Source organism: Streptomyces sp. NPDC006296 (genome assembly GCF_040613235.1).
GTDB lineage: Bacteria > Actinomycetota > Actinomycetes > Streptomycetales > Streptomycetaceae > Streptomyces.
Genome location: NZ_JBEXRT010000058.1, coordinates 1 through 23302 on the forward strand (window position 1 = coordinate 1; position 23302 = coordinate 23302).

Here is a 23302-nt window from a genome sequence, read left to right on the forward strand (position 1 = left end):
GCGGGCGGTCGCGGGCGGTCCCGGCCGGCCGGCCGGAACCGCCGGAGCGGGGTTCGCGGGAGCCCGGTCCGCGTCGGCCGGACGGCCGTCCCGCACCGTCCCGTACGCCTGCCCCGGCACCTGGCCGGAGGGGCCGCCGTCCGGCGACTGCTCCGCTCCCTGTGCGGGCACCTGTCCGGTCCGCGCCCCGCCCAGGACGAGCACCGCCCGCCCCGCGTCCTGTTTGCGCAGCAGCCGGATCGCGTCCGCGGCGGTCGCCGGATCCGTCACGGCGAGGGCGTCGGCGGCGGCTCCCAGGGCGGCGGCCACCGCCACCTCGTGCCCCGGGGCCACCGTGAGCAGCTCGGCCAGCGGACCGAGCAGCCCGGAGAGCCGGTCGCCCGCGCCGAGCAGCACCCCGGTCCCGTCCTTGCGCCGCAGTCCCAGCGACAGGGCCTCGTGCCGGGCCGAGACCGCCGCGCGGCTGCGTTCCGCGGACGTGACCGCCTCACGCGCCGCGTTCAGGGCGTCCTCCGCCGCGGCGAGCTCGCGCTCGGCGGCCCGGTGCCGCTCCGTGAGCTCCGCGTCCCCCGCGTCCAGGCCCTCGACCTCGGCCTTGAGCTGCTCGTACTCCTCCTGGGCGGTGGACGCCCGCTCGTGCGCCTCGTCCCGGGACGCCGCCAGCCGGTCGATCTCGGCCTGGGCCGAACCCGCCCTGCTGCGGGCCGCGTTGACCTGGCCGTTGAGCCGGGCGAGTCCCTCGCGCCGGTCGGCGATGGCCCGGGCCGCGTCCCGGAGCCGGCGCTCCTCGGCGGCCAGCTCCCGCTCCAGTTCCGTCCGGTGCGCGGTGGTGTCCTCCAGGGCGTGCTCCGCCGCTTCGAGCGCGGCCTCCAGTTCCGCCTCCTGCTCTCGGATCCGGGCCGCCTCACGCTCCATGTCCTGCGGGTCGCGCCCGCGCCGCTCCTCCTCCGGGGCCGCGGTGGCGCTCGTCACCCGGGCGTCGGCGAGCGAGACCGTGCCCCGCACGCGCTCGGCGAGCTGCGCGAGGTCGTACCAGGTCTGCTGGGCCCGCTGCAGACGGGGCGCCAGCCGGCGCACCTCGCCCTCCAAGGCGGCCTCACGGGCGAGCGCCGCCTTGAGCTCCGCCTCCGCCGCCTCCCTGCGCCGCTTCAGGGCGGCCTCGTCGGCGATCTCCTCGCGCAGCGCGTCCCGCAGCCGCACCAGGTCGTCGGCGAGGAGGCGCAGCCGGGCGTCCCGCAGATCCGCCTGGATGACGGCGGCCCGGCGGGCCACGGCGGCCTGCCGGCCCAGCGGTTTGAGCTGGCGCCTCAGTTCGTCGGTGAGGTCCTGGACGCGGGCGAGGTTCGCGCCCATCGCCTCCAGCTTGCGCAGCGCCTTCTCCTTGCGCTTGCGGTGCTTGAGCACGCCCGCGGCCTCTTCGATGAAGGCGCGGCGGCCGGTCGGATCGGCGTGCAGGACCGAGTCCAGCCGGCCCTGGCCGACGATGACGTGCATCTCCCGGCCGATACCGGAGTCCGAGAGGAGTTCCTGGATGTCGAGCAGCCGGCAGGTGTCGCCATTGATCTGGTATTCGCTGCCGCCGTTGCGGAACATGATCCGGGTGATCGTCACTTCGGCGTACTCGATGGGCAGCGCACCGTCGGAATTGTCGATGGTCAGCGACACTTCCGCGCGGCCCAGCGGCGGCCTTCCCGTGGTCCCGGCGAAGATCACGTCTTCCATCTTGCCGCCGCGCAGGGATTTGGCGCCCTGTTCGCCCATGACCCAGGAGAGGGCGTCCACCACATTGGATTTGCCGGAACCATTGGGACCGACGACACAGGTGATACCCGGCTCGAACCGCAGGGTCGTGGCGGAGGCGAACGATTTGAAACCGCGGAGGGTCAGGGCCTTGAGGTGCACGCCGCCGGACTCTACCTTTCACTTCCGGTTTCACCGATGAAGGCGCAGGGCACATCAGACGGTAAGCGACGGGCGACAGGGCGGATACGGGCCCGGGGGGAAAGAAAAAAGGGACGCCGGAGCGTCCCTGGTAAATCCTGCACGATGCCGCTGTGCAGTCGTGCGTCGGTCTTGCGTGAGGGATCGCGAACCGGCCGGACCCCGAGCGATCCCCGGTGGTCCCCGGACGACGATCCGTGACGAAGACTTCGATCATTGATCCCGAGCGGATGCGGTGCGGCCCGACCGGCCCCGGCAGGGCCTGGGGGTCAGGTCAGCGCGGGCTCCGCCTGGGGTACGTCGATGTCGATGCTGTCGAGCAGCGACTCCTGGTGATGGGCGGCGGCGTTGAGCGCGTCGTTCTCGTCCTGGATCCGTACGAGCTCGGATTCCAGGTCCTGGACGCGCTTCTGAAGCCGTCGCATCTCGGCGAGGAGTCGCGGGTCGGAACCGCCGACGTAACCGAGAAGCGCCTTTGCCATGATGCTGGGTCCTCCACACTGAGTGACCGACCGATGCGGTGTGGGTCGTGAGGGAATCGCACCCGCGGTGTTCGGCAGTGTTCTCTTGCCACTGCTGTTCTGCTGTCTCCAGCCTGCCGAACAGCTGAGGTGCGCGGGGATTTCAGCGTCTCACCAAAAAGTTTGACGGTCAACACGATCACACGCCGATGGTGCGGGCCTCCCGGGGGCGCGCGCCTCGACGATCGTGCGGCGCGGCTCTCCTGCGGGTTCCCGAAGGACGCGGAGATCTTCGTCAATGCCGCAGCCTTGCACGCCGTGCGCCTGTTGGCAACCACGTCCGGGAGCCGGCCGCTTCCGCAGGTCATTTCGGGTGCGGGCCTCTCACCCCGCCTCCGGATGACCATGGACGGCCCGCGTGGAAGGCCGGCGGAGGCCGCCCGCTTTACCGGGGGGAATCAGCGGATCGCGAATCCCTCATAACCACCGCGGGGCGTGTCCCAGATCTCAGTCACACCGTCCACGTGGCCGGGTGTGTCGCCGGAGGCGAGCCAGTCCAGCAGACGGTGGCAATTCTCACGCGGCCCCTCGGCCACCACCTGCACCCGGCCGTCGTCGAGATTGAGCGCGAAGCCGGTGATCTTTCCGATCTCCAGAGCATTTTCCCTGGTGAACCAGCGGAACCCCACCTGCTGTACCCGGCCGCGTACCCATACGACGAGTCGTGCGTCTTCGTTCATGCCCGAACGCTAACCGGCCAATTGCTTGCGGAGCACGCCGCCCCAATCCGCCATGGCGTAAGGTCCCCTCGCAATAGTCTCACCCGAACGGGTGAAGCTGATCTTGAATACGGTGGCGTCGTCGGAACGGCGGCCGGAGCACGAGGAAGGCACAGCGCATGGGACGGCATCGACGCGCAGGCGCGGCCCCCGCCCCTGAGCAGCACGCGGCGGGCACGGAGCACGGGCCCCGCACCGCGCACCGGAAGAAGCGGACGGGCCTGCCCGTGCGCGCCGGACTCCTCGGTGTGTCCGCGGCCGTGGCCGTCGGAGCGGTCGCCGTCGCGTCCGGTCTGCTGCCGGGCGGCGACAGCTACAGCATCAGCGGCGGCGGGGCCGACCAGGTCCGGTCGGGCGGCGCTCCCGACCTGCTGACCCAGGGCGAGTCGTCCGCCGAGCCGACCGGGCGCACGTCGGCGTCCGCCTCGGCCGGGGCGGACCGGGGCGCGGGCCGTTCCGCCGCACCGTCGAAGTCCCCGTCCGCTTCCGCCTCGGTGCGGGAGAAGCCGTCCGCCTCCCCGTCGCGGTCCGCGACGAAGGCGCCGGAACGGACGAAGGCGCCGGCCGCGAAGCCGGCGCGGACCGCGTCGTCGGCGCCGGCGACCAAGGCTCCCGCCGCCCCGAAGACCTCCTCGGCCGCCCCGAGCACGAAGCCCACCCCCTCGACGAGCCCCGCCCCCGTCTCCGCCCGGGCGGCGGTGCTCGCCCTGGTCAACGAGGAGCGTGCGAAGGTCGGCTGCAGCCCGGTCACCAGCAGCGCCCCGCTCACGGCACTCGCCCAGGACTTCAGCGAGGACATGGCCGCACGGGACTTCTTCGACCACACCGATCCCGACGGGGCGACCCCCTGGGACCGGGCCGCCGCAGCCGGTGTGCAGGGACTCGGCGGCGAGAACATCGCGCGGGGCCAGGCCGACGCGCAGGCCGTGATGGAGGCCTGGATGAACAGCGAGGGCCACCGGGCGAACATCCTCAACTGCGACTACAAGACGCTCGGCGTGGGCGTCCACCTCGGCTCCGGCGGCCCCTGGTGGACCCAGGACTTCGGCTTCTGAGGCCGGCGGCCCCGCCGCTCCCGCACGACATGGACCCCTGCCCGTCCACGGACCGGCAGGGGTCCTCCGCGTGGTGCGCGCGCGTGGCTCCGCGACCGGGCCCGCCCCGGACGGGCAGGGATCCTTCGCGCGGAGTCCGGGGCACTCACCTGGGGTGAGCGCTGTACCGGAGTAAGCTGACGTGCATGAGTGAGACGGCCACGACCTGCGACCGGGACACCGGCGGCCATGCCTTCGACGTCTTCTCGCGGCAGTGCCCCTCGCGGGGGACGCTGGAGCACATCACGGGCCGCTGGGGCGCCCTGACCCTGGGCGCCCTGTACGAGAGCGGCGCCCGCTTCAACGAACTGCGCCGCCGGGTCGACGGCGTCAGCGAGAAGATGCTGTCCCAGACCCTGCAGGCGCTGGAGCGGGACGGACTGGTGCACCGGGAGGCCCGGCTCACCAACCCGCCGCGCGTCGACTACGACCTGACGCCGCTGGGCCGCCGGGTCGCGGAGAAGCTGGACGGCCTCATCCGGCTCGTCGAGGACCGCATGCCCGAGGTCGTCGAGGCCCGCACCCGCTACGACGCCGCGCGCGAAGTCTGAGCCGCGTGGGTCAGACGGCCCGCGGCGGCCGCTGGCAGCGCGGGCAGAAGTAGCTGGATCGGTTCATCCACGGCCGTCGGCGCATCGGGGTGCCGCAGCGGCGGCACGGCTCGTCCTCACGCCCGTAGGCGTCCAGCGACCGGTCGAAGTAGCCCGACTCCCCGTTCACGTTGACGTAGAGGCTGTCGAAGCTGGTACCGCCCTGGTCGAGCGCCTCCCCCATCACGGCCCGGATGTGGCCGAGCAGCTCCGCCGTCCTCGGGCGGGTCAGCGTCGCGGTCGGCCGCTCGTAGTGCAGCCGGCTGCGCCAGAGCGCCTCGTCGGCGTAGATGTTGCCGACCCCGCTGATCAGGGACTGGTCGAGGAGGGCCCGCTTGACCGTCGTACGGCGCAGGTGCAGCGCGCGGTGGAAGGCGTCGTCGTCGAAGGCCGGGTCGAGGGGGTCCCGGGCGATGTGGGCGATGACGTCGGGCAGGCCGTCGGGGGTGTTGTCGTGCAGCGACAGCCCGCCGAAGGTGCGCTGGTCGACGAAGCGCAGCTCGGTGCCGAGCGCGTCGTCGAAGCGGATCCGGATCCGCAGGTGCTTCTCGTCGGCGGCGTCCGCCGGCTGCACGAGCAGTTGGCCGCTCATGCCGAGGTGTCCCAGCAGCGAGGAGTCCGCCTCGTCGAGGGGCACCCAGAGGTACTTGCCACGGCGCCGGGCCGCGCCGAAGCGCAGACCGCGCAGCCGGGCGGCGAAGTCCGCGCCGCCCCCGAGGTGCCGGCGGACCGCACGCGGGTGCAGGACCTCCACGTCCTGGACGGTGCGCCCGGCGGTCCAGCGTTCAAGGCCCCGTCGCACGACTTCGACCTCGGGCAGTTCGGGCACGGCGGGCACTCCTCGGGACGGGGCGTAGGGACGTGAAGGGCGCAGGGAGGTGGCGGGAGACGAAGGGCGGCGGAGCGGCAGGACGTGAGAGCGGCGGCGGGCGGCACGGGGCACGTACCGGGACAGCGGAAACCCCCCGGTGCGCCGAGGCACCGAGGGGTTTCCGGACGAGCTAGGCCGGAGCCGCGTCCGCGTGCGGCGACGGGCCGGCAGGGGTGTCGGCGGCCCCTCCGTCGGCTGCGGCACCGGCCGCGGCCTCCCGTGCTTCCGCGGCGGCGCTGATCCCGCGCCAGGCGGACTCCGCCGCCTGCTGCTCCGCTTCCTTCTTGCTACGGCCGGTGCCGGTGCCGTACGAGACACCACCGACGCGGGCGGCAGCAGTAAAGGTCTTCTCGTGGTCGGGGCCGGTCTCCGTGACGAGGTACTCGGGGACTCCGAGGCTCTCGCTCGCGGTGAGCTCCTGGAGACTGGTCTTCCAGTCCAGGCCGGCTCCGAGGTTCGAGGACCTGTCGATCAGCGGGTCGAAGAGCCGGTGGACCAGCTCCGAGGCCGCGCCGAGGCCCTGATCGAGATAGACGGCGCCGATCACCGCTTCGAGGGTGTCGGCGAGGATGGAAGCCTTGTCCCGGCCACCCGTGCCCTCTTCACCGCGGCCGAGCCGGATGAAGGAGCCGAGTTCGAGGCCGCGGCCCACTTCCGCAAGCGCACGCGAGTTGACCACCGCGGCCCGCAACTTGGCCAGCTGGCCTTCGGGCAGGTCGGGGTGGGTGCGGTACAGCGTGTCCGTGACCACCAGGCCGAGCACCGAGTCCCCGAGGAACTCGAGCCGCTCGTTGGTGGGCAGACCGCCGTTCTCGTACGCGTACGAACGATGGGTCAGCGCACGCACCAGAAGGGCGGACTCGAGGTGATACCCGAGCCGCCCTTCCAGAAGCGTGTGGGACGAGGCTGTGTTGATGTTGTCTGCCTGCTTCTTGGAGCTGGACAACTCAGACATCGGGCCTCTCACCAGCCGCTCAGACCTCGAGGACCTGGCGCTTGTTGTAGGTGCCGCAGCTCGGGCACGCAATGTGCTGGAGCTTCGGCTCCTGGCAACGCTCGCACGAAACCAGGGTGGGGACCGCAGCCTTCCACTGCGACCGGCGGTGGCGCGTGTTGCTGCGCGACATCTTCCGCTTCGGAACAGCCACGGCTACTTCTCCTGCTTCTCGTCGACGCCCGGTTCGGCGCCGCCCATGTTGTCCTTCTCGCCGTCCTGAACGGTCTCGGCGAGTCCTTGCAGTGCCGCCCAACGGATGTCGACGGCATCGTGGTGGTGGTCGGGATTCTCGTCCAGCCTGATTCCGCACTCGGAACACAGACCGGCACAGGTCTCCTTGCACACCGGCTGCAGCGGCAGTGCGAGCACCACCGCGTCACGCAGCACAGGCTCGAGGTCGAACGAGTCGTCCTCGAGGAAGAACCTGTCCTCGTCGTCCTCGGCGTCGTCGACCGGGTCCGCGGTCCTGCTGCGGTTCCGGTCATCGGCGTCAGGGTACGAGAACATCTCCTGGAAGTCCGCTTCGACCTCGACGGTCAGCGGCTCCAGACACCTTACGCACTCCCCCTCGGCCGTCGCACGGGCGGTGCCTGTGACGAGCACCCCTTCCATGACCGATTCGAGGCGGAGGTCCAGCGCCAGGGGCGCGTTCTCCGGAACACCGATGACCCCGTCGATGCCGAGGTCCTTCGGTGCGTCCGCCGTGCGGGTCAGCCGCTTCATGGCACCAGGACGCCGGCCCAGCTCGCGCGTGTCGAACACGAGAGGACTGCGGTGGTCGAGGTGGCCGTTCAGGGCTTTTCCTGCTTTCGAGATCATGTGCGTGGTGCGGCTTCGGGAGGACCGCCCCCGTCCTGACGGAGAGAGGGCAGCCGGGATCGCGGACATACACGCGACCGAAGAGCCAGGGTACTGGACGCACCGCCCAGCTCCCAATCCGGTACGGCCCGCTCCGCTCAGCGGCCCTGTTCGTACCGGCGCAGCTGGTCCAGGTCGATCATGCCGGTGTCGAAGAGGCTGGTCTCGTCGAGCGCGCCCTCGCCCTGCTGGGCGGGGATCTGGCCCTGCTGCTGCCAGCCGTAGTCCTGCTGCACGCCCGGGTCGTACGCCTGCTGCGGGTAGCCGTACGGATCGGCCTGCTGCGGGTAGCCGTAGCCGTCCTGGAGCTGCTGCTGGTCCTGGTAGCCGTACGCCTGGGCGTACTGCGGGTCGGGCTGCTGGGGCTGGGCGGGGAAGCCGGACTGCGCGGGGTCCTGGTAGCCGGCCGCCGGCGCGTAGCCCTGCTGCGCGGGCTCGGCGTAGGCGGGCTGCTGCTGCGGGCCGGCGGGCGGCTCCGGGGTGGCGAGGTCGGCCAGACCGGCCCAGTGGTCCTCGTCGCTGGTGTGCGCCCGGCCCCCCGCCGCGTCCTGGGCGGCCATGTGCGCGCCGAGGTCGTCGGTGGCGACCCGTCCGTGCAGCTTCTGGCGGCCCCGGCCGACGGCCTCCAGGGTCTTGGCGAGCACGGCCTCGAAGGCGCCGAGCTTGGTGTCCACGTAGTCGTCGGCACGCCGGCGGAGCGTCTCCGGGTCGGCGCTGCGCTCCGGCGCCTCCGGGTCCTCGTAGCCCTGCTCGTCGAGGCCCTGGCCCCGGCCGAGGAGCTTCTCGCGGCCGCGGTCGACGGAGCCGATGGTCTTGGTGAGGACGACCTCGAAGTTGGCCAGCTTGCTGTCGACGTACTCGTCGGCCTCGCCGCGGACCTCGTCGGCCTCCCTGCGGGCCTCGGTCAGGATCCGGTCCGCCTCGGCCTGGGACCGCTGGGCGATCTCGGTGCCGGAGATCAGCGAGCCGCGCTCGGCGCGGGCGGACTCGATGATCCGCTCGGCCTCCTGCCGGGCCTGCTCGACGACCTGCTCCTGGCCGCCGATGAGCTCCTGGGCCTGGGCGAGCGAGCCGGGCAGGGCCTCGCGCACCTCCTCCAGCAGCGCGAGCAGGTCGGCCCGGTTGACCACACAGGACGCCGACATGGGCATGGAGCGGGCGTTCCCGACCGTTTCGACGATCTCGTCGAGCTTCTTCTGCACGTCCACCGTGTGCTCGCCACTCTCTGCTGCTGTTGGAGACGGACGGGACGACTGTAAGGCCAGTCGCCTCCCGTCCGACACCTGGTGACGGCCGGTCAGCCCCTCAGGAGCGGCCGAGACGCTCGGCGAGGGCCTCGTGGACCGCGGGCGGCAGCAGGTGCGCCACGTCGCCTCCCCAGGTGGCGACCTCCTTGACCAGGGAGGACGACAGGAAGCTGTAGGTGGGGTTCGTCGGCACGAAGAGCGTCTCGACGCCGGAGAGGCCGTTGTTCATCTGGGCCATCTGCAGCTCGTAGTCGAAGTCGCTGACGGCCCGCAGGCCCTTCACGATCGCCGGGATGTCGCGCTGCTTGCAGAAGTCGACCAGCAGGCCGTGGAAGGACTCGACCTGGACGTTGCCGAAGTCCGCGGTCACCTCGCGGATCAGGTCGATCCGCTCGTCGACCGTGAACAGGCCCTTCTTGGACTGGTTGATCATCACGGCGACGTGCACGACGTCGTACAGCTTCGAGGCTCGTCCGATGATGTCGAGATGTCCGTTGGTGATGGGGTCGAACGACCCCGGACAGACGGCGCGGCGCAACGTGGTTCCCTCGCTCTCCGGTGCGGTCATCGTGCGTCTTCGCACGTAGAGGCGGCGCGACCGTACCAAAACGTGGCCTCGCCGTAGCGGCGGGCCCGTCGCGGCTCGAATCCGTCGGGCCAGGTGAATTCTCCGCCTCTGGTGCTCCGTTCCACCGTGACGAGAGCGTCGCCGGTGAGCCACCCCTGGGCACGGAGTGTGAGCAGGATCTCCCGAAGATCATCGTCCGTGACGGCGTACGGCGGATCGAGGAAGACCACGTCGTACGGGTCCGAGGGCGCCGGTCCCGTCACGATCTGTTCCGCTCTGCCCGCCCGGAACTCGGCACCGGGCAGACCGAGGGTGCGGATGTTGGCGCGGACCGTGCGGGCGGCCCCGGCGTCGGCCTCGACGAGCAGGGCGTGGGCCGCTCCGCGGGAGAGCGCCTCCAGGCCCACCGCACCGGACCCCGCGTAGAGGTCGGCGACGCGGATGCCGTCGAGCGTGCCCAGGAGCGCCGCCCAGGTGGAGAACAGGCCCTCGCGTGCGCGGTCGGAGGTGGGCCGGGTGCCGGTGCCGGGCGGGACGGCCAGTCGGCGTCCGCCGGCCGAGCCGGCGATCACGCGGGTCATGGGTCTGTTCCTCGGGTCGCGGGCGGCGCACCGGACGGGACGTGCGCCGTGCTCCCCACGATATGGCGTCGCCGGTGATCCGCCCGGTCACCCCTTGTCGAGGTACTCCTCCCGGTCCTTGTCCAGCAGGGCGTCCAGCGCGGTGCGCAGCTCCGGCAGGCGTTCGAGTCCGGGGTCGTCGGTGACGACGCGGACGGCCTCCTCGCGGGCCGCCGCGATGACTTCCTCGTCGTCGATGACGCTGAGCACCCGCAGGGAGGAGCGGACACCGGACTGGGCCTGGCCGAGGACGTCGCCCTCGCGCCGCTGTTCGAGGTCGATGCGGGAGAGCTCGAAGCCGTCGAGGGTCGCGGCGACCGCGCCCAGCCGGGCCCGGGCGGGGCTCGCCTCATGGGCCTCGCTGACCAGCAGGCAGAGACCGGGGGCGCTGCCGCGTCCGACGCGCCCCCGGAGCTGGTGCAGCTGGGACACGCCGAAGCGGTCCGCGTCCATGATCACCATGGCGGTCGCGTTGGGGACGTTCACCCCGACCTCGATGACGGTGGTGGCGACGAGGACGTCCACCTGCCCGGCGGCGAACCGGCGCATCACGTCGTCCTTGTCGTCGGGCGGCATCCTGCCGTGCAGGACCTCGACGCGCAGGCCGGCGAGCGGGCCGCGGGCCAGCTGGTCGGCGATGTCCAGCACGGCGAGCGGCGGCCGCTTCTCGGCGTCGGGCTCGGGGGCGTCCTGCTTCTTCGCCGCCCTGCCCTTCCCCTTCTTCTCCGCCTGCTCGTCGGCGTCGTCGCCGATGCGGGGGCACACCACGTAGGCCTGGTGGCCGTTCTCGACCTCCTCGCGGACGCGTTCCCAGGCGCGGCTGAGGAAGTGGGGCTTGTCCTTGGCGGGGACGACGTGGCTGGCGATGGGCGAGCGGCCGGCGGGGAGCTGGTCGAGTACGGAGGTCTCCAGGTCGCCGAAGACGGTCATCGCGACCGTGCGGGGAATGGGGGTGGCCGTCATGACGAGCAGGTGGGGCGAGCGCCGCTCCCCCGGGGAGTTCGCCTTGGACCGGAGCGCGTCGCGCTGTTCCACACCGAAGCGGTGCTGTTCGTCGACGACGACCAGACCGAGGTCGTGGAACCGGACCTTGTCCTCGATCAGCGCGTGGGTGCCGATGACGATCCCGGCCTCCCCCGTGACCAGGTCGAGGAGGGCCTGGCGGCGGGCGGCCACGCCCATGGAGCCGGTGAGCAGGACGACCTTGGTGCCCGGTCCCGGGCCGCCGGGCGTCCCGGCCCGGCCGGAGCCCTCCGGCCCGGTGGGCGCCTCGCTCCACAGGCCCCAGTTCCCGGCGAGCTCCCCCATCATCTCGGTGATGGACCGGTGGTGCTGCTGGGCCAGCACCTCGGTGGGCGCGAGCATGGCCGCCTGGCCGCCCGCGTCGACGACCCGGAGCATGGCCCGCAGGGCGACGAGCGTCTTCCCGGACCCGACCTCCCCCTGGAGCAGCCGGTGCATGGGGTGTTCGGTGGCCAGGGCGTCGAAGATCTCCTCGGTGACCTTCTGCTGGCCCTCGGTGAGGGTGAAGGGGAGCGTGGCGTCGAAGGCGTCGAGCAGTCCGCCGGGGACGGGGCCGCGGGCCTTCGCCGGGAGCTGGGTCTCGGCGTGCCGGCGGCGGGCCAGCGCGACCTGGAGGACGAAGGCCTCGTCCCAGCGCAGCCGGTCGCGCGCCGCCTCGATGTCCGCCTTGGTCTGCGGGCGGTGGATCCGGAGCAGGGCCTCGGGCAGGGGGACGAACCCCCGCCCCTCGCGCAGCGCGGGGGGAAGCGGGTCCACCGCTTCCACGGCGCGGGGCAGGACGGTGTCGACGGCCTTGGCGATCCGCCAGGAGTCGAGCTGCTTGCAGGCCGGGTAGATGGGCAGCAGCTGTCCCGCGAAGGCGTCGACGGCCTCGGTGGCCTCCTCCTCGTCCTGCGCGTCGAGGAGCTGGTAGGTGGGGTGGGCGAGCTGCATCTTCCGGTTGAACACGGAGGCCTTGCCCGCGAACATCGCCCTGCGGCCGGGCAGCAGCTCCTTGTGTGGCTTGTGGACGCCGTGTCCGAAGAAGACCAGCTGGAGCCTGCCGCTGCCGTCGGTGAGGGTGACCTCCAGCCGCTTGCCCCGGCCGTTGTTGAACATCATGATCCGCGCGTCGGCGACCTGGGCGACGACCGTCACGTGCTCGTCCAGCGGGAGGTCGGTGAGCGCCGTGAGACGGCCCCGCTCCTCGTACCGGCGGGGGTAGTGGTGCAGCAGGTCGCCGACCGTGTGCAGGTCGAGGTGTTCGGCCATCACCTTCGCGGTGGCTCCGCCGAGCTGCTTCTTGAGGGGTTCATCGAAAGCGGACACGGGACCCATTGCACACCACGTCACCGACAGGGGCGGCCTGGCCGCGGCGCCCGGCGCCGTGTCACTCGACGCCGATCAGCAGGGGGGCCGTCTGCCGGCCGCCGCGGTAGACGACCGTGTCGACGGCGAGGTACCCCTCCCGGACGTGTGCGCTCAGCTCGTCGCCGAGGGAGTCGGGGACGTCCTCCCCCAGGACCAGGGTGACGAGTTCGCCGCCGGCGGAGAGCATCCGGTCCAGGACGGTGCGGGCGGTGCGCGGGACGTCCTCGCCGATGACGGCGACGTCCCCGTCGATCAGGCCGAGGGTGTCGCCCGCCTGGCAGATGCCCGCCATCGTCCACGACTGCCGTTCGGCGACGGCCAGTTCGGCGTAGCGGGTGGCTCCGGCCGCGGAGGTCATCGCGACGACGTCCTCGTCGAAGCTGCGGCCGGGTTCGTGGACGGCGAGCGCGGCGATGCCCTGGACGGCGGCACGGGTCGGGACCAGGGCGACGCGGATGCCCTCGGCCCTGGCCTGCTCGGCCGCCGCCGCGGCGGTGTGGCGCAGCTGTGCGTCGTTGGGCAGCAGGACCACCTCGCGGGCGTGCGCCCGGCGGATGGCGTCGACCAGTTCGCCGCTGGCGGGCGGCTCCCCGGGGCGGGCCAGCACGGTGGTCGCGCCCGCCTCGGCGCAGAGGCCGGAGAGGCCGTCGCCGGGGACCACCGCGACGACCGCCCGCTGGACGGGCTCGCGGTGGGCGGCGCCCCGGTCGGCGGCGAAGTGGGTGATCCGGATGCGGTAGGGCCGGCCCGCCTCGACCCCGGCCTCGACGGCCGCCCCGGCGTCGTCGACGTGGACGTGGACGTTCCACAGGCCGTCCCCGCCGACCACGACGAGGGAGTCCCCCAGGGCGTCCAGCAGGCTCCGCAGCCGGTCGACCGCGTCGTCGGGGGCCTCCAGGAGGTAGATGACCTCGAAGGCCGGGCCGCCGTCCTGCTCCGGTTCGGCGCAGTCGCCGGCCGGGGGCGGGGCTGCGGGGGCCGGAGCGGCGGCGCCGCCGCGGATCCGGCCCCCGACCGCCTCCAGCAGGGCTCCCAGCACGGTGACCAGCCCCTGTCCGCCGGCGTCCACGACGCCGGCGCGGCCGAGGACGGCGAGCTGGCCCGGGGTGGCGGCCAGGGCGGTTCGCGCCCCTTCGTAGGCGGCCTCGGCCACGTCCGCGAGGCCGGTGTCCGGGGCCGTGGCGCCGGCGGCCACGGCGGCGGCGGTGGCGACGGTGAGCACCGTGCCCTCGACGGGGTGGGCGACGGCCCGCCGCGCGGCGGCGGCGGCCTCCGTCAGCGCGGTCCGCAGGTGAGCCGCGTCACCCGCCCCGGACAGCACCGCGGCCATGCCGCGCAGCAGTTCGGCCAGGATGGTCCCGGAGTTCCCGCGGGCGCCGATCAGCGCACCGTGCGCCATGGCGCGTACGGCGTCGGCGGGTGCGGGCGCGGTGGAGCCGGTCTCGTGGGCGGCGAAGACCGCTTCGACGGCCGCGGCGGCGGACTCCACGGTGAGGTACAGGTTGGTGCCGGTGTCCCCGTCGGCGACGGGGTAGACGTTGATGGCGTCGATGGCCGCCCGTTCCCGGCCGAGGGCCTCCAGGGCCAGTGAGCACCAGGTGCGCACCGCGACGGCGTCGAGGGCGTCGAGGGGCTGCGGCACCGTGGTCCTCCTTGGGGGCGGCCGTGGGGGGGCGGGTCTGGCTGCACCGCAGGGTAGCCCTCGCTCGTGGATCCGTCGGGCACAGGTGCGGGGGCGGGGGGTCCGGGGAGCCGTGGTAGTTTCGTATCTCCGACGCAGCCGTTGTATGCTGCTTCGGTTGCCCGACGGAAGTCGGGCCATTCCTCCGGTACCGCCACTTCAGTAAAATGATTCCGGCGCGCCGGAATTCACTGTAAGTGCATCTGAAGTCTTTGGAGTGACCCGTGGCTGCCAACTGCGACGTTTGCGGCAAGGGGCCGAGCTTCGGCAACAACATTTCGCACTCGCACCGCCGTACGTCCCGTCGCTGGAATCCCAACATCCAGCGCGTGCGTGCCGTGGTCGGTCGGACGCCGAAGCGGCTCAACGTCTGCACCTCGTGCATCAAGGCCGGCAAGGTCGCGCGCTGACGTCCCCGTCGTAGCGCAGCCTTCCGGTTGCCCAAAAAGCCGGTCCACCTCGGTGGACCGGCTTTTTGCTGTGCTCCCGCGGACCCCGGGCCTCCCGCGGACCGGTGCCTCAGCGTGCGAGCCAGCCGTGGTCGACGGGTCCGATCCCGGTGCCCAGCGCGAAGCCGGCCCGGATCGCGCCGGTGACGTACTCCTTCGCGCCCCGCATCGCCGTCGGGACGTCCTGGCCGCGGGCGAGTCCGCAGGCGAGGGCGGAGGCGAGGGTGCAGCCGGTGCCGTGGGTGTGCCGGTTGTCGTGCCTCGGCGCGCGCAGCCAGTGCTCGTCGGTGCCGTCCGTCAGCAGGTCCACGGCCTCGCCGGGCAGGTGGCCCCCCTTGATCACCACCCAGCGCGGTCCGAGGGCGAGCATCGCGGCCGCGGCTCCGCGCATTCCCGCCTCGTCGGTGACGGTGCGGCCGGTGAGCCGGGTCACCTCGTCGAGGTTCGGGGTGGCGACCGTGGCGACGGGCAGCAGCCGGGTGCGTACGGCGTCGAGCGCCTCGGCGGCCAGCAGCGCGTCCCCGTGCTTGGACACCCCGACGGGGTCGACGACGACGGGTGCGTCGGTCGCCGCGAGGAGTTCCGCGACGGTCTCGACGAGTGCGGCCGAGGACAGCATGCCGGTCTTCACCGCCTGGACGCCGATGTCGTCGACGACGCTGCGGTACTGGGCGCGCACGGCGTCCACCGGGAGCTCCCAGACGCCCTGCACGCCCAGCGAGTTCTGGGCGGTCACGGCGGTCAGCACGCTCATCCCGTGGGTGCCGAGGGCCAGCATGGTCTTGAGGTCGGCCTGGACGCCCGCACCGCCGCCGGAGTCGGATCCGGCGACGGTGAGGACACGGGGCGGTACGGGCGCGGATGCGGTCATGCCCCGGAATCTACTGGGCGTCCTCGATGGATCCGAAATGGTCCCAGCCGCCCTTGCTCGTCCAGGGCGCCCCGTCGACGGTGACCTGGGGCAGCGCCGACGGCTTGAGGACCTCTCCGATGACCTTCCAGCGGGCGGGGAGCTTCACGTCGGCGGGGAAGGCCGCCACGATCGCGTGGTCCTCCCCTCCGGTGAGCACCCACTGCAGCGGGTCGACGCCGACGGCCTGTCCGATGTCGGACATCTGCGAGGGGATGTCGATGAGGCCGGACCGCACGTCGATGCGGACCTGGCTGGCCTCGGCGATGTGCCCGAGGTCGGCGACGAGCCCGTCGCTCACGTCGGTCATGGCCGTGGCGCCGAGGCCGGCCGCCGCCGGGCCCGCGTGGTACGGGGGTTCGGGGCGCCGGTGGGCCTCGACGAACGCCCGCGGCGAGCGGAACCCCCGGGAGAGCACGGCGAATCCGGCCGCGGACCAGCCGAGCCAGCCGGTGACGGCCACGACGTCGCCGGGCCGGGCGCCGGCCCGGGTGACGGGTTCGTGGTTGCGCAGGTCGCCGAGCGCGGTGATGGAGACGGTGATGGTGTCGCCGCCGACGACGTCTCCGCCGACCACGGCCGCACCGGCGACCTGGCACTCGTCGCGCAGGCCGTCCATGAGCTCGCCCGCCCAGGTGACCGGCAGGTCGGACGGGACGACGAGGCCGAGGAGCAGCGCGGTGGGCACGGCGCCCATGGCCGCGATGTCGGCGAGGTTCTGCGCGGCGGCCTTGCGGCCGACGTCGTACGCCGTCGACCAGTCACGGCGGAAGTGGCGCCCTTCCAGCAGGATGTCGGTACTGGCCACGACCCTGCGGTCGGGAGCCGCCACGACCGCGGCGTCGTCGCCGGGCCCCAGCCGTACCGCCGGAGTGGTGGTGAGCCGGGACGTGAGCTCTCTGATGAGCCCGAACTCCCCCAACTCGCCCACGGTTCCCTTCACCGAGTGTCACCTCTCATCTCTCGCACCGGACACCTGTCCGGGCTGCTTCAGCGGCCGGGGGCCCGGACCGCGGGCCGACGGCCCGCGGGAGCCGGTGACCCCGGGACATGCGGGCATCGCCGTCCCTCTTCCGCACCGGTGGGCCCGCGGTCGCGAGCCCCCTCTGCCGCCGGTACCGTCGAGGGATACGTCAACTTCTGTGGTGCGTGCGCCACGCGGTGGGCGTCAACCGGCCCGTAGGTCTCCCCGGGGCCCGGGACGACGCGATAACGTGGCGTCCCTCTCCCCCACATGATCCTCGTGGCCGCCCTGGAGGTTCCGTGGTACAGGCGTACATCCTCATCCAGACCGAGGTGGGCAAGGCGTCGACCGTCGCCGAGACCATCGCGAGACTCCCGGGAGTGATCCAGGCGGAGGACGTCACGGGTCCCTACGACGTGGTGGTGCGCGCGCAGGCCGACACGGTCGACGCGCTCGGCCGCATGGTGGTCGCCAAGGTCCAGCAGGTGGACGGCATCACGCGTACCCTGACCTGCCCGGTCGTCCACCTCTGACCCCTTCTACGCTGGTCCGGTGACTCACACCCGCCGCCGGTCCCCCCGATCCCGTGTCCTCGCCCCGTCCGCCGCCCTGCTCGTGCTGGCCCTGGCGGGCTGTTCCGGCCGGCCCTCGGTGACGGTCCCCACGCCGTCGCCGGAGGCCGCCGGGTACTGCGGGAGACTGCACGAGGAGCTGCCGGGAACGGTCGACGGCCTGGAACGGAACGATCCCTCGCCGGACTCGGACCTGACCGCCGGCTGGGGTGACGGGGCGATCGTACTGCGCTGCGGGGTCCCGCGGCCCGCGAGGATGGACGATTCCCAGTCCAGGGCGGTCGACGCGGACGGCGTCAACTGGCTGCTGGAGCAGCGCGAGGACGGCCCCCGGTTCACCACGACGTACCGCAAGGCGTACGTGGAGGTGACGCTCGGTTCCCAGTACGCCCATGACATCACCCCGTTGTCCGCGTTCGCCGGGCCGGTGGGACGCACCGTCCCGGACAGCCTGTGAGGGCTGTCCCGCGCGGGACAGCCCCCGGGTTCAGCGCAGGCCGGTGGAGCGGTTCAGCGCGGACGTGATCAGCCGGTCGACGAGCTCCGGGTAGTCCACGCCGCTCTCCTGCCACATGCGGGGGAACATGGAGATCGGGGTGAACCCCGGCATGGTGTTGATCTCGTTGATGACGAAGGTGCCGTCGTCGGTGAGGAAGAAGTCGGCGCGCACCAGGCCCTCGCAGGAGGCGGCCTCGAAGGCGTCGACGGCGAGCCGCTGGACCTCGGCGGTCTGCTCCGCGGTGAGCGGCGCGGGAACCAGACCGGCCGCCGCGTCGATGTACTTGGCCTCGAAGTCGTAGAACTCGTGGGCGGTGACCGGCGGGATCTCCGCGGGCACGCTGGCGCGCGGCCCGTCCTCGAACTCCAGCACGCCGCACTCGATCTCGCGGCCGCTCAGCAGCGACTCCACGAGGAACTTCGGGTCGTGCCGGCGGGCCTCCTCGATCGCCTCGTCGAGCCCGGCCGCGTCGTCGACCTTGGTGATGCCCATGGAGGAGCCGCCGCGGGCGGGCTTCACGAAGAGCGGCCAGCCGTGCTCGGCGGCGAACTCCATGATGCGCTTGCGGGCGGCGGGGCGGTCCGCTTCCCATTCCCGGGGCCGGACGACCTCGTACGGGCCGACCGGGAGTCCGAAGGAGAGGAAGACCCGCTTCATGTACTCCTTGTCCTGGCCGACGGCCGAGGACAGGACACCGGCGCCGACGTACGGGACACCGGAGAGCTCCAGGAGCCCCTGGAGCGTGCCGTCCTCGCCGTAGGGGCCGTGCAGCATCGGGAAGACGACGTCGACCTCGCCCAGGACCGTGGGCACCGAACCGGGTTCGCCCACGACGACGTCGCGGTTCCCGGGGTCGACGGAGAGCGTCACGCCGCCCCGCCCGGGCTCGGCCAGCTGGTCCACGTCGGGCACCCGGCGGTCCGTGATGGCCATGCGGGCCGGATCGTCGGAGGTGAGGACCCACCGTCCGTCCCGGGTGATGCCGATCGGCAGGACGTCGTACTTCGTCCGGTCCACGGCGCTCATGACGGCGCCGGCGGTGACGACCGAGATGCCGTGTTCGGAGCTCCGGCCGCCGAACACGACGGCCACACGCGGCTTGCGGCCCGGTCCGGGGCTCTGCTCGGAGCTCGACGGGCCCTCGGGGCTCTGGGGGAGGTTCTGGCTGCTCATATCGCGACGAGCGTACCTGCTGGTAGTGCCGGAGTCAGCGCCGCTCGGCCTTGGCACTGCGCGACATCAGCTCCTTGAGGGCGACGACCGGCGGCTTGCCCTCGTGGACGATGTCGACGACCGTCTCGGTGATGGGCATGTCGACGCCGTGCCGGCGCGCCAGATCCAGCACCGATTCGCAGGACTTGACGCCCTCGGCGGTCTGGCTCGTGACGGCGACGGTCTCCTGGAGCGTCATCCCGCGCCCGAGGTTGGTACCGAAGGTGTGGTTGCGCGAGAGCGGCGAGGAGCAGGTCGCCACGAGGTCGCCGAGCCCGGCCAGTCCGGCGAAGGTCAGCGGGTCGGCGCCCATGGCGAGGCCGAGCCGGGTGGTCTCGGCGAGCCCGCGGGTGATGAGGGAGCCCTTGGCGTTGTCGCCGAGGCCCATGCCGTCGGCGATGCCCACGGCGAGGCCGATGACGTTCTTCACCGCGCCGCCGAGTTCGGCGCCGACGACGTCGGTGTGGGTGTACGGCCGGAAGTAAGGGGTGTGGCAGGCGGCCTGGAGACGCTGGGCGACGCTCTCGTCCGAGCAGGCGACGACGGCCGCCGCGGGGCGGCGTTCGGCGATCTCCCTGGCGAGGTTGGGGCCGGTGACGACGGCGATCCGGTCCGGGGTGACCTGGGTGACGTCCTCGATGACCTCGCTCATCCGCTTGGCGGTGCCGAGTTCGACGCCCTTCATCAGGGAGACCAGGACGGTGTGCGGTTCCAGGTGCCGCGCCCAGTCCGCGAGGTTGGCGCGCAGGGTCTGCGAGGGCACGACGAGGACGGCGAAGTCGGCGCCCCGCAGCGCCTCGGCGGGATCGGTGGTCGCCCTGACCGACGCGGGCAGTTCGACGCCCGGCAGGTAGTCCGGGTTGGTGCGGGTCGTGTTGACGGCCTCGGCGACCTCGGCGCGGCGGCCCCAGAGGGTGACCTCGCAGCCGGCGTCGGCGAGGACCACGGCGAAGGCCGTACCCCACGAGCCGGTTCCGAAGACGGCCGCCTTTGCGGGGTGCGTCACGTCGTTCCCTTTCCCTCTGCCTTGCGCCGCTGTTCAGCACGGGCCTTGCGGTGATCGTAGAGCTCGGTGGGGGCCTTCTCGCCGCGCACGTCCTCCAGCTGGGCGGTGACCGCGGCCATGATGGTCTCGGTGGCCTGGCGCAGGATCTCGGGCGTCGGTTCGAGGCCGTAGTAGCGGGTGAGGTCGACGGGGGGTCCGGCCTGCACCCGCAGGGTCTTGCGGGGGAACAGCCGCAGCTTGTTCTCCTTGGCGTACGGCGGCATCGCGAGGTTGGCGCCCCACTGGGCGACCGGGATGACGGGGGCCTTGGTCATCAACGCGACCCGGGCCGCGCCGGTCTTGCCGGCCATCGGCCACATGTCGGGGTCCCGGGTGAGCGTGCCCTCCGGGTAGAAGGCGACGCACTCGCCGCGCTCGATGGCGTCGACGGCGGCACGGAAGGCGTCGAGCGCGTTGGTCGACTCGCGGTAGACGGGGATCTGGCCGGTGCCGCGCAGGATCGTTCCGACGAACGGGGTGCTGAACAGCCCCGCCTTCGCGAGCAGCCGCGGGACGCGTCCGGTGTTGTACTGGAAATGCCCGTAGGACAGGGGGTCCAGATAGGAGTTGTGATTGACCGCGGTGATGAATCCGCCGTCGGCCGGAATATGCTCCGTTCCCCGCCAGTCCCGCTTGAACAGAACCACCAGGGGCGGTTTCGCGATGACCGCCGCCAGGCGGTACCAGAAGCCGATTCTGCGGCGGGACACTCGGACGCCTTCCTCTAGGTACTGAACCGCTGGGGGGACTCGCGGCGCTGCTGCCTCGCCCCGGGGGCCCCTGCTGTGTGGAGAACACCGTACGCCTCACCTGTGGGGGCGGACCTCCGGGTTGTCGTACCGGCAGGCGAGAATGGGGGCCGACGCGCACGGAGGGGAGATCGCCACGAACACCGACCCGGCCGGGCTCTGGTCCCTGGTCGTCCCGCTGAAACCTCTCGCACGGGCCAAGAGCAGGCTCGGGCGGGCGATGGGCGGCGACCTCCGTCCGCGCCTCGCCCTGGCGTTCGCGCAGGACACCGTGTCGGCCGCCCTGTCCTGCGGGGCGGTGGCGGATGTGGTGGTCGTCACGGACGATCCGGTGGCCGGAGCGGCGCTGGCCGCCCTCGGCGCGCGCGTCGTGGCCGACGCCCCGGCGGCCGGGCTCAACGCGGCGCTGGAACACGGTGCCCGGTCGGTACGGGCGCACCGTCCGGGTGCGGCGGTGGCCGCGCTCAACGCGGATCTGCCCGCGCTGCGCCCCGCCGAATTGGGGAGGGTGCTCGAATTCGCCGGTGCTTTTCCGCGGGCTTTCGTCGGCGACGCGCAGGGAATCGGGACCACATTCCTTTCGGCGGCCCCCGGCACGGAATTACGGCCGGCCTTCGGCGGGGCGTCCCGGGCGCGGCACCTCGCGTCGGGGGCGGTCGAGGTCACGCTGCCGGACCTCGGCTCGGTGCGCAGGGACGTGGACACGGGCGAGGACCTCGCGGCGGCGCTGGTGCTGGGCGTGGGGCGGTTCACCGCGGGATCGGTGGCCCCGGTCGCGCCGGCCGCGGACCGATAGGCTGCGGCTCATGCAGGCGACCTCGTTCACGTACGACTCCGAGACCCGCTCCGGCAGTGTGCTGCTCGACGACGGCACCCCGGTGGACTTCGACGCCCCCGCCTTCGACGCGGGCGGGCTGCGGCTGCTGCGTCCGGGGCAGCGCGTGCGGATCGAGACCGAGGGCGAGGGCGCCTCGCTGCGGATCACCCTGGTGACGCTGCAGACGCTCTGAGCGGGACCCCGGACAGCCCGCGGGCCGGGCTCCCCGAGGGGAGCCCGGCCCGGCGCGTAGGGGGAACGGGCGGTGCCCGGTCCTACTTCTTGCGTGCGGTGACCTTCTTGGCGGTGGTCTTGCGCGCCGTGGTCTTCTTCGCGGGCGCCTTCTTCGCCGTGGTCTTCTTGGCGGGCGCGGTCTTGGCGGCCACGGTCTTCTTCGTGGCGGTCGCCTTCTTCGCCGGGGTGGCCTTCTTCGCCGCCGTGGTCTTCTTCGCCGCGGCGGTGGTGGTCTTCTTGGCCGTGGTCTTCTTCGCCGCGGCGGTGGTCTTCTTCGCGGCCGCCGCCGTGGTCTTGCGCGCCGTGGCCTTCTTGGCGGTGGCCTTCTTCGCCGCGGCCTTGGCCGTGGTGCGGGTGGACGAACCGCCCGAGAGGCTGCCCTTCGGAGCCTTCTTGACCGAGACCTCGCCGCCCTTGGGGAGCTTCTTGGAGCCGCTCACCAGGTCCTTGAAGCCCTGTCCCGCACGGAAGCGGGGCACGGAGGTCTTCTTGACCCGGACGCGCTCGCCCGTCTGCGGGTTGCGGGCGTAGCGGGCCGGACGGTCGACCTTCTCGAACGAGCCGAATCCGGTGACCGAGACCCGGTCCCCCGCGACGACCGCGCGGACGATGGCGTCGAGGACCACGTCGACGGCGTCCGCGGCCTGCTGACGGCCTCCGACCTTGTCGGCAATCGCTTCTACGAGCTGCGCCTTGTTCACGTCTTCCCCTTCGGAGACATTGCCAGAACGAAACTGTTCAGGCTTTTTCGCACGTTAGGCAGATATATACCGCAAATCAAACACGAAACGGGCTAATCACCCTAGTGCCGCAACGAAGTCGACCGCCGCGCTGTCCGCGGAGTCAGTCACCTTCGGGGAACCGGCCCTCATCGAGGTCCTTCATCAGACGGTCCAGACGCCTTGCCGCGCCCGGCAGATCGTGCTTGGCCGCGGCCGTGACGACCAGCAGCTTCCGGGAGAGCGCCATCCGTACGTCCTCCGGGACTTGCAGTGCACGCACCTTTGCGTGCGCTTCCTTCAGTCGGTCGGCGACGTGACCGTAGAGCTCGAGTTGGCTGTCGCGTTCCATGCACCGATTGTGCCATCTGGGGCGAGTTGTCGCCCGAGGGGGTCTCAACAAGCGACTGCGCCCCCTGCCGTGGGGCAGGGGGCGCAGTTCGGGAAAAGCGCTGCTCAGGCGTCGATCGTACGCGGCTTGTGGGACGGCCTGGCCGCCTCGTAAGTCGCAATGTCCGCTTCGTTCTGAAGGGTGAGGCTGATGTCGTCGAGCCCGTTCAGCAGGCGCCAGCGGGCGTTCTCGTCGAGCTCGAAGTCGGCCGTGACACCCTCCGCGAGGACCTGGCGCTTCTCCAGGTCGACGGTGATCTCGGCGGCCGGATCGCGCTCGCTCAGCTCCCAGAGGCGGTCGACGACCTCCTGCTCCAGGACGACGGTCAGCAGACCGTTCTTCAGGGAGTTGCCCCGGAAGATGTCGGCGAAGCGGGAGGAGACGACGGCCTTGAAGCCGTAGTTCTGGAGGGCCCAGACGGCGTGCTCGCGGGAGGAGCCGGTGCCGAAGTCGGGTCCGGCGACCAGGACCGAGGCGCCCCGGTGCTCGGGGCGGTTGAGGACGAAGTCCTCGTCCTTGCGCCAGGCCTCGAAGAGCCCGTCCTCGAAGCCGTCCCGGGTGACCTTCTTCAGCCAGTGCGCGGGGATGATCTGGTCGGTGTCGACGTTGCTGCGGCGCAGCGGGACGGCCCGGCCGGTGTGTGCGGTGAATGCTTCCATGG

The 23302-nt window shown here is 72.2% G+C and carries 27 protein-coding genes; 7 read left to right on the top strand and 20 right to left on the bottom strand.

The features are described from left to right. The 3 genes from ABZ172_RS27815 to ABZ172_RS27825 all read right to left on the bottom strand — a co-directional run. Positions 1-1902, bottom strand: a 1902-nt coding sequence (locus ABZ172_RS27815) for an AAA family ATPase (protein WP_356887719.1), incomplete at its 3' end; no start/stop codon positions are given. A gap of 308 nt (positions 1903-2210) precedes the next feature. Next, entirely contained in the window at positions 2211-2423 is a 213-nt protein-coding gene (locus tag ABZ172_RS27820; protein ID WP_203182693.1) for a hypothetical protein, read from the bottom strand. Between the two features lie 437 nt (positions 2424-2860). Continuing rightward, positions 2861-3142: an acylphosphatase gene (locus tag ABZ172_RS27825; RefSeq protein WP_356887721.1), complete on the bottom strand. Its 282-nt coding sequence runs from the start codon at positions 3140-3142 to the stop codon at positions 2861-2863. Positions 3143-3300: 158 nt separating this feature from the next. Here ABZ172_RS27825 and ABZ172_RS27830 point away from each other — a divergent pair, with 158 nt between their 5' ends. Beyond that, complete coding sequence (locus tag ABZ172_RS27830; RefSeq protein ID WP_356887723.1) at positions 3301-4236, top strand: CAP domain-containing protein; 936 nt, start codon at positions 3301-3303, stop codon at positions 4234-4236. 185 nt (positions 4237-4421) lie between these two features. Beyond that, positions 4422-4826, top strand: coding sequence for a helix-turn-helix domain-containing protein (locus tag ABZ172_RS27835; protein WP_356887725.1), 405 nt, complete (start codon positions 4422-4424; stop codon positions 4824-4826). Between the two features lie 10 nt (positions 4827-4836). On the opposite strand, the gene mutM is transcribed toward ABZ172_RS27835, so the two are convergent. The 9 genes from mutM to ABZ172_RS27880 form a co-directional block, all read right to left on the bottom strand. Beyond that, the gene (gene mutM, locus ABZ172_RS27840) at positions 4837-5694 is read right to left on the bottom strand and encodes a bifunctional DNA-formamidopyrimidine glycosylase/DNA-(apurinic or apyrimidinic site) lyase (protein WP_356887727.1); all 858 of its coding nucleotides are present in this window, start codon (positions 5692-5694) and stop codon (positions 4837-4839) included. Positions 5695-5866: 172 nt separating this feature from the next. After that, the gene (gene rnc, locus ABZ172_RS27845) at positions 5867-6691 is read right to left on the bottom strand and encodes a ribonuclease III (RefSeq protein ID WP_356887729.1); all 825 of its coding nucleotides are present in this window, start codon (positions 6689-6691) and stop codon (positions 5867-5869) included. A 19-nt stretch (positions 6692-6710) separates the two neighbouring features. Beyond that, positions 6711-6884, bottom strand: a complete 174-nt coding sequence (gene rpmF / locus ABZ172_RS27850) for a 50S ribosomal protein L32 (protein ID WP_003965982.1) — start codon at positions 6882-6884, stop codon at positions 6711-6713. 2 nt (positions 6885-6886) lie between these two features. Then, positions 6887-7552 carry a DUF177 domain-containing protein gene (locus ABZ172_RS27855; protein ID WP_356887731.1) on the bottom strand — a complete coding sequence of 222 codons (666 nt, stop codon included), beginning with the start codon at positions 7550-7552 and terminating at the stop codon, positions 6887-6889. Positions 7553-7689: 137 nt separating this feature from the next. After that, positions 7690-8799 (bottom strand): cell division initiation protein, encoded by a 1110-nt coding sequence (locus tag ABZ172_RS27860; protein WP_356887733.1) that lies wholly within the window; start codon positions 8797-8799, stop codon positions 7690-7692. A gap of 97 nt (positions 8800-8896) precedes the next feature. Further along, a complete protein-coding gene (coaD, locus tag ABZ172_RS27865) occupies positions 8897-9376 on the bottom strand; it encodes a pantetheine-phosphate adenylyltransferase (protein WP_356887782.1) in 480 nt (159 codons plus the stop codon). Positions 9377-9402: 26 nt separating this feature from the next. Next, positions 9403-9987 carry a 16S rRNA (guanine(966)-N(2))-methyltransferase RsmD gene (gene rsmD, locus ABZ172_RS27870; RefSeq protein WP_356887735.1) on the bottom strand — a complete coding sequence of 195 codons (585 nt, stop codon included), beginning with the start codon at positions 9985-9987 and terminating at the stop codon, positions 9403-9405. Between the two features lie 87 nt (positions 9988-10074). Beyond that, on the bottom strand, positions 10075-12366 hold the full coding sequence (recG, locus tag ABZ172_RS27875) for an ATP-dependent DNA helicase RecG (protein WP_356887737.1): 2292 nt from the start codon (positions 12364-12366) through the stop codon (positions 10075-10077). 52 nt (positions 12367-12418) lie between these two features. Next, positions 12419-14041 (bottom strand): DAK2 domain-containing protein, encoded by a 1623-nt coding sequence (locus ABZ172_RS27880; protein ID WP_356887739.1) that lies wholly within the window; start codon positions 14039-14041, stop codon positions 12419-12421. Positions 14042-14304: 263 nt separating this feature from the next. On the opposite strand from ABZ172_RS27880, the gene rpmB reads away from it, so the two are divergent. Next, a complete protein-coding gene (gene rpmB / locus ABZ172_RS27885; RefSeq protein WP_026171429.1) occupies positions 14305-14490 on the top strand; it encodes a 50S ribosomal protein L28 in 186 nt (61 codons plus the stop codon). A gap of 109 nt (positions 14491-14599) precedes the next feature. Here the strand turns inward: rpmB and thiD are convergent, their stop codons facing one another. Together thiD and ABZ172_RS27895 are read right to left on the bottom strand one after the other, a co-directional pair. Continuing rightward, positions 14600-15400, bottom strand: a complete 801-nt coding sequence (gene thiD / locus ABZ172_RS27890) for a bifunctional hydroxymethylpyrimidine kinase/phosphomethylpyrimidine kinase (RefSeq protein WP_356887741.1) — start codon at positions 15398-15400, stop codon at positions 14600-14602. 10 nt (positions 15401-15410) lie between these two features. After that, the gene (locus ABZ172_RS27895) at positions 15411-16382 is read right to left on the bottom strand and encodes a thiamine-phosphate kinase (RefSeq protein ID WP_356887743.1); all 972 of its coding nucleotides are present in this window, start codon (positions 16380-16382) and stop codon (positions 15411-15413) included. Between the two features lie 320 nt (positions 16383-16702). On the opposite strand from ABZ172_RS27895, the gene ABZ172_RS27900 reads away from it, so the two are divergent. After that, positions 16703-16936, top strand: a complete 234-nt coding sequence (locus tag ABZ172_RS27900; protein WP_356887745.1) for an Lrp/AsnC ligand binding domain-containing protein — start codon at positions 16703-16705, stop codon at positions 16934-16936. A gap of 19 nt (positions 16937-16955) precedes the next feature. Continuing rightward, on the top strand, positions 16956-17432 hold the full coding sequence (locus tag ABZ172_RS27905) for a DUF3515 domain-containing protein (protein WP_356887747.1): 477 nt from the start codon (positions 16956-16958) through the stop codon (positions 17430-17432). Positions 17433-17462: 30 nt separating this feature from the next. On the opposite strand, the gene ABZ172_RS27910 is transcribed toward ABZ172_RS27905, so the two are convergent. From ABZ172_RS27910 to ABZ172_RS27920, 3 genes are read right to left on the bottom strand one after another with little or no spacing between them, the layout of a single operon-like run. After that, a complete protein-coding gene (locus ABZ172_RS27910; protein ID WP_356887749.1) occupies positions 17463-18647 on the bottom strand; it encodes a D-alanine--D-alanine ligase family protein in 1185 nt (394 codons plus the stop codon). A 34-nt stretch (positions 18648-18681) separates the two neighbouring features. Next, complete coding sequence (locus ABZ172_RS27915; RefSeq protein WP_356887751.1) at positions 18682-19692, bottom strand: NAD(P)H-dependent glycerol-3-phosphate dehydrogenase; 1011 nt, start codon at positions 19690-19692, stop codon at positions 18682-18684. Next, a complete protein-coding gene (locus ABZ172_RS27920; RefSeq protein WP_356887753.1) occupies positions 19689-20441 on the bottom strand; it encodes a lysophospholipid acyltransferase family protein in 753 nt (250 codons plus the stop codon). Before ABZ172_RS27920 ends, ABZ172_RS27915 begins: the two co-directional genes overlap by 4 nt. A 142-nt stretch (positions 20442-20583) precedes the next feature. Between ABZ172_RS27920 and cofC the strand changes: the two genes are divergently transcribed. Further along, positions 20584-21276: a 2-phospho-L-lactate guanylyltransferase gene (gene cofC, locus ABZ172_RS27925; RefSeq protein ID WP_356887755.1), complete on the top strand. Its 693-nt coding sequence runs from the start codon at positions 20584-20586 to the stop codon at positions 21274-21276. A 10-nt stretch (positions 21277-21286) separates the two neighbouring features. After that, positions 21287-21490, top strand: a complete 204-nt coding sequence (locus ABZ172_RS27930) for a hypothetical protein (protein WP_356887757.1) — start codon at positions 21287-21289, stop codon at positions 21488-21490. Between the two features lie 82 nt (positions 21491-21572). Here the strand turns inward: ABZ172_RS27930 and ABZ172_RS27935 are convergent, their stop codons facing one another. The 3 genes from ABZ172_RS27935 to leuD form a co-directional block, all read right to left on the bottom strand. Beyond that, entirely contained in the window at positions 21573-22232 is a 660-nt protein-coding gene (locus ABZ172_RS27935; protein ID WP_356887759.1) for an HU family DNA-binding protein, read from the bottom strand. Positions 22233-22374: 142 nt separating this feature from the next. Then, entirely contained in the window at positions 22375-22602 is a 228-nt protein-coding gene (locus tag ABZ172_RS27940) for a hypothetical protein (RefSeq protein ID WP_356887761.1), read from the bottom strand. Between the two features lie 104 nt (positions 22603-22706). Then, positions 22707-23300, bottom strand: a complete 594-nt coding sequence (gene leuD / locus ABZ172_RS27945) for a 3-isopropylmalate dehydratase small subunit (protein ID WP_356887763.1) — start codon at positions 23298-23300, stop codon at positions 22707-22709. Positions 23301-23302 lie beyond the last annotated feature (2 nt).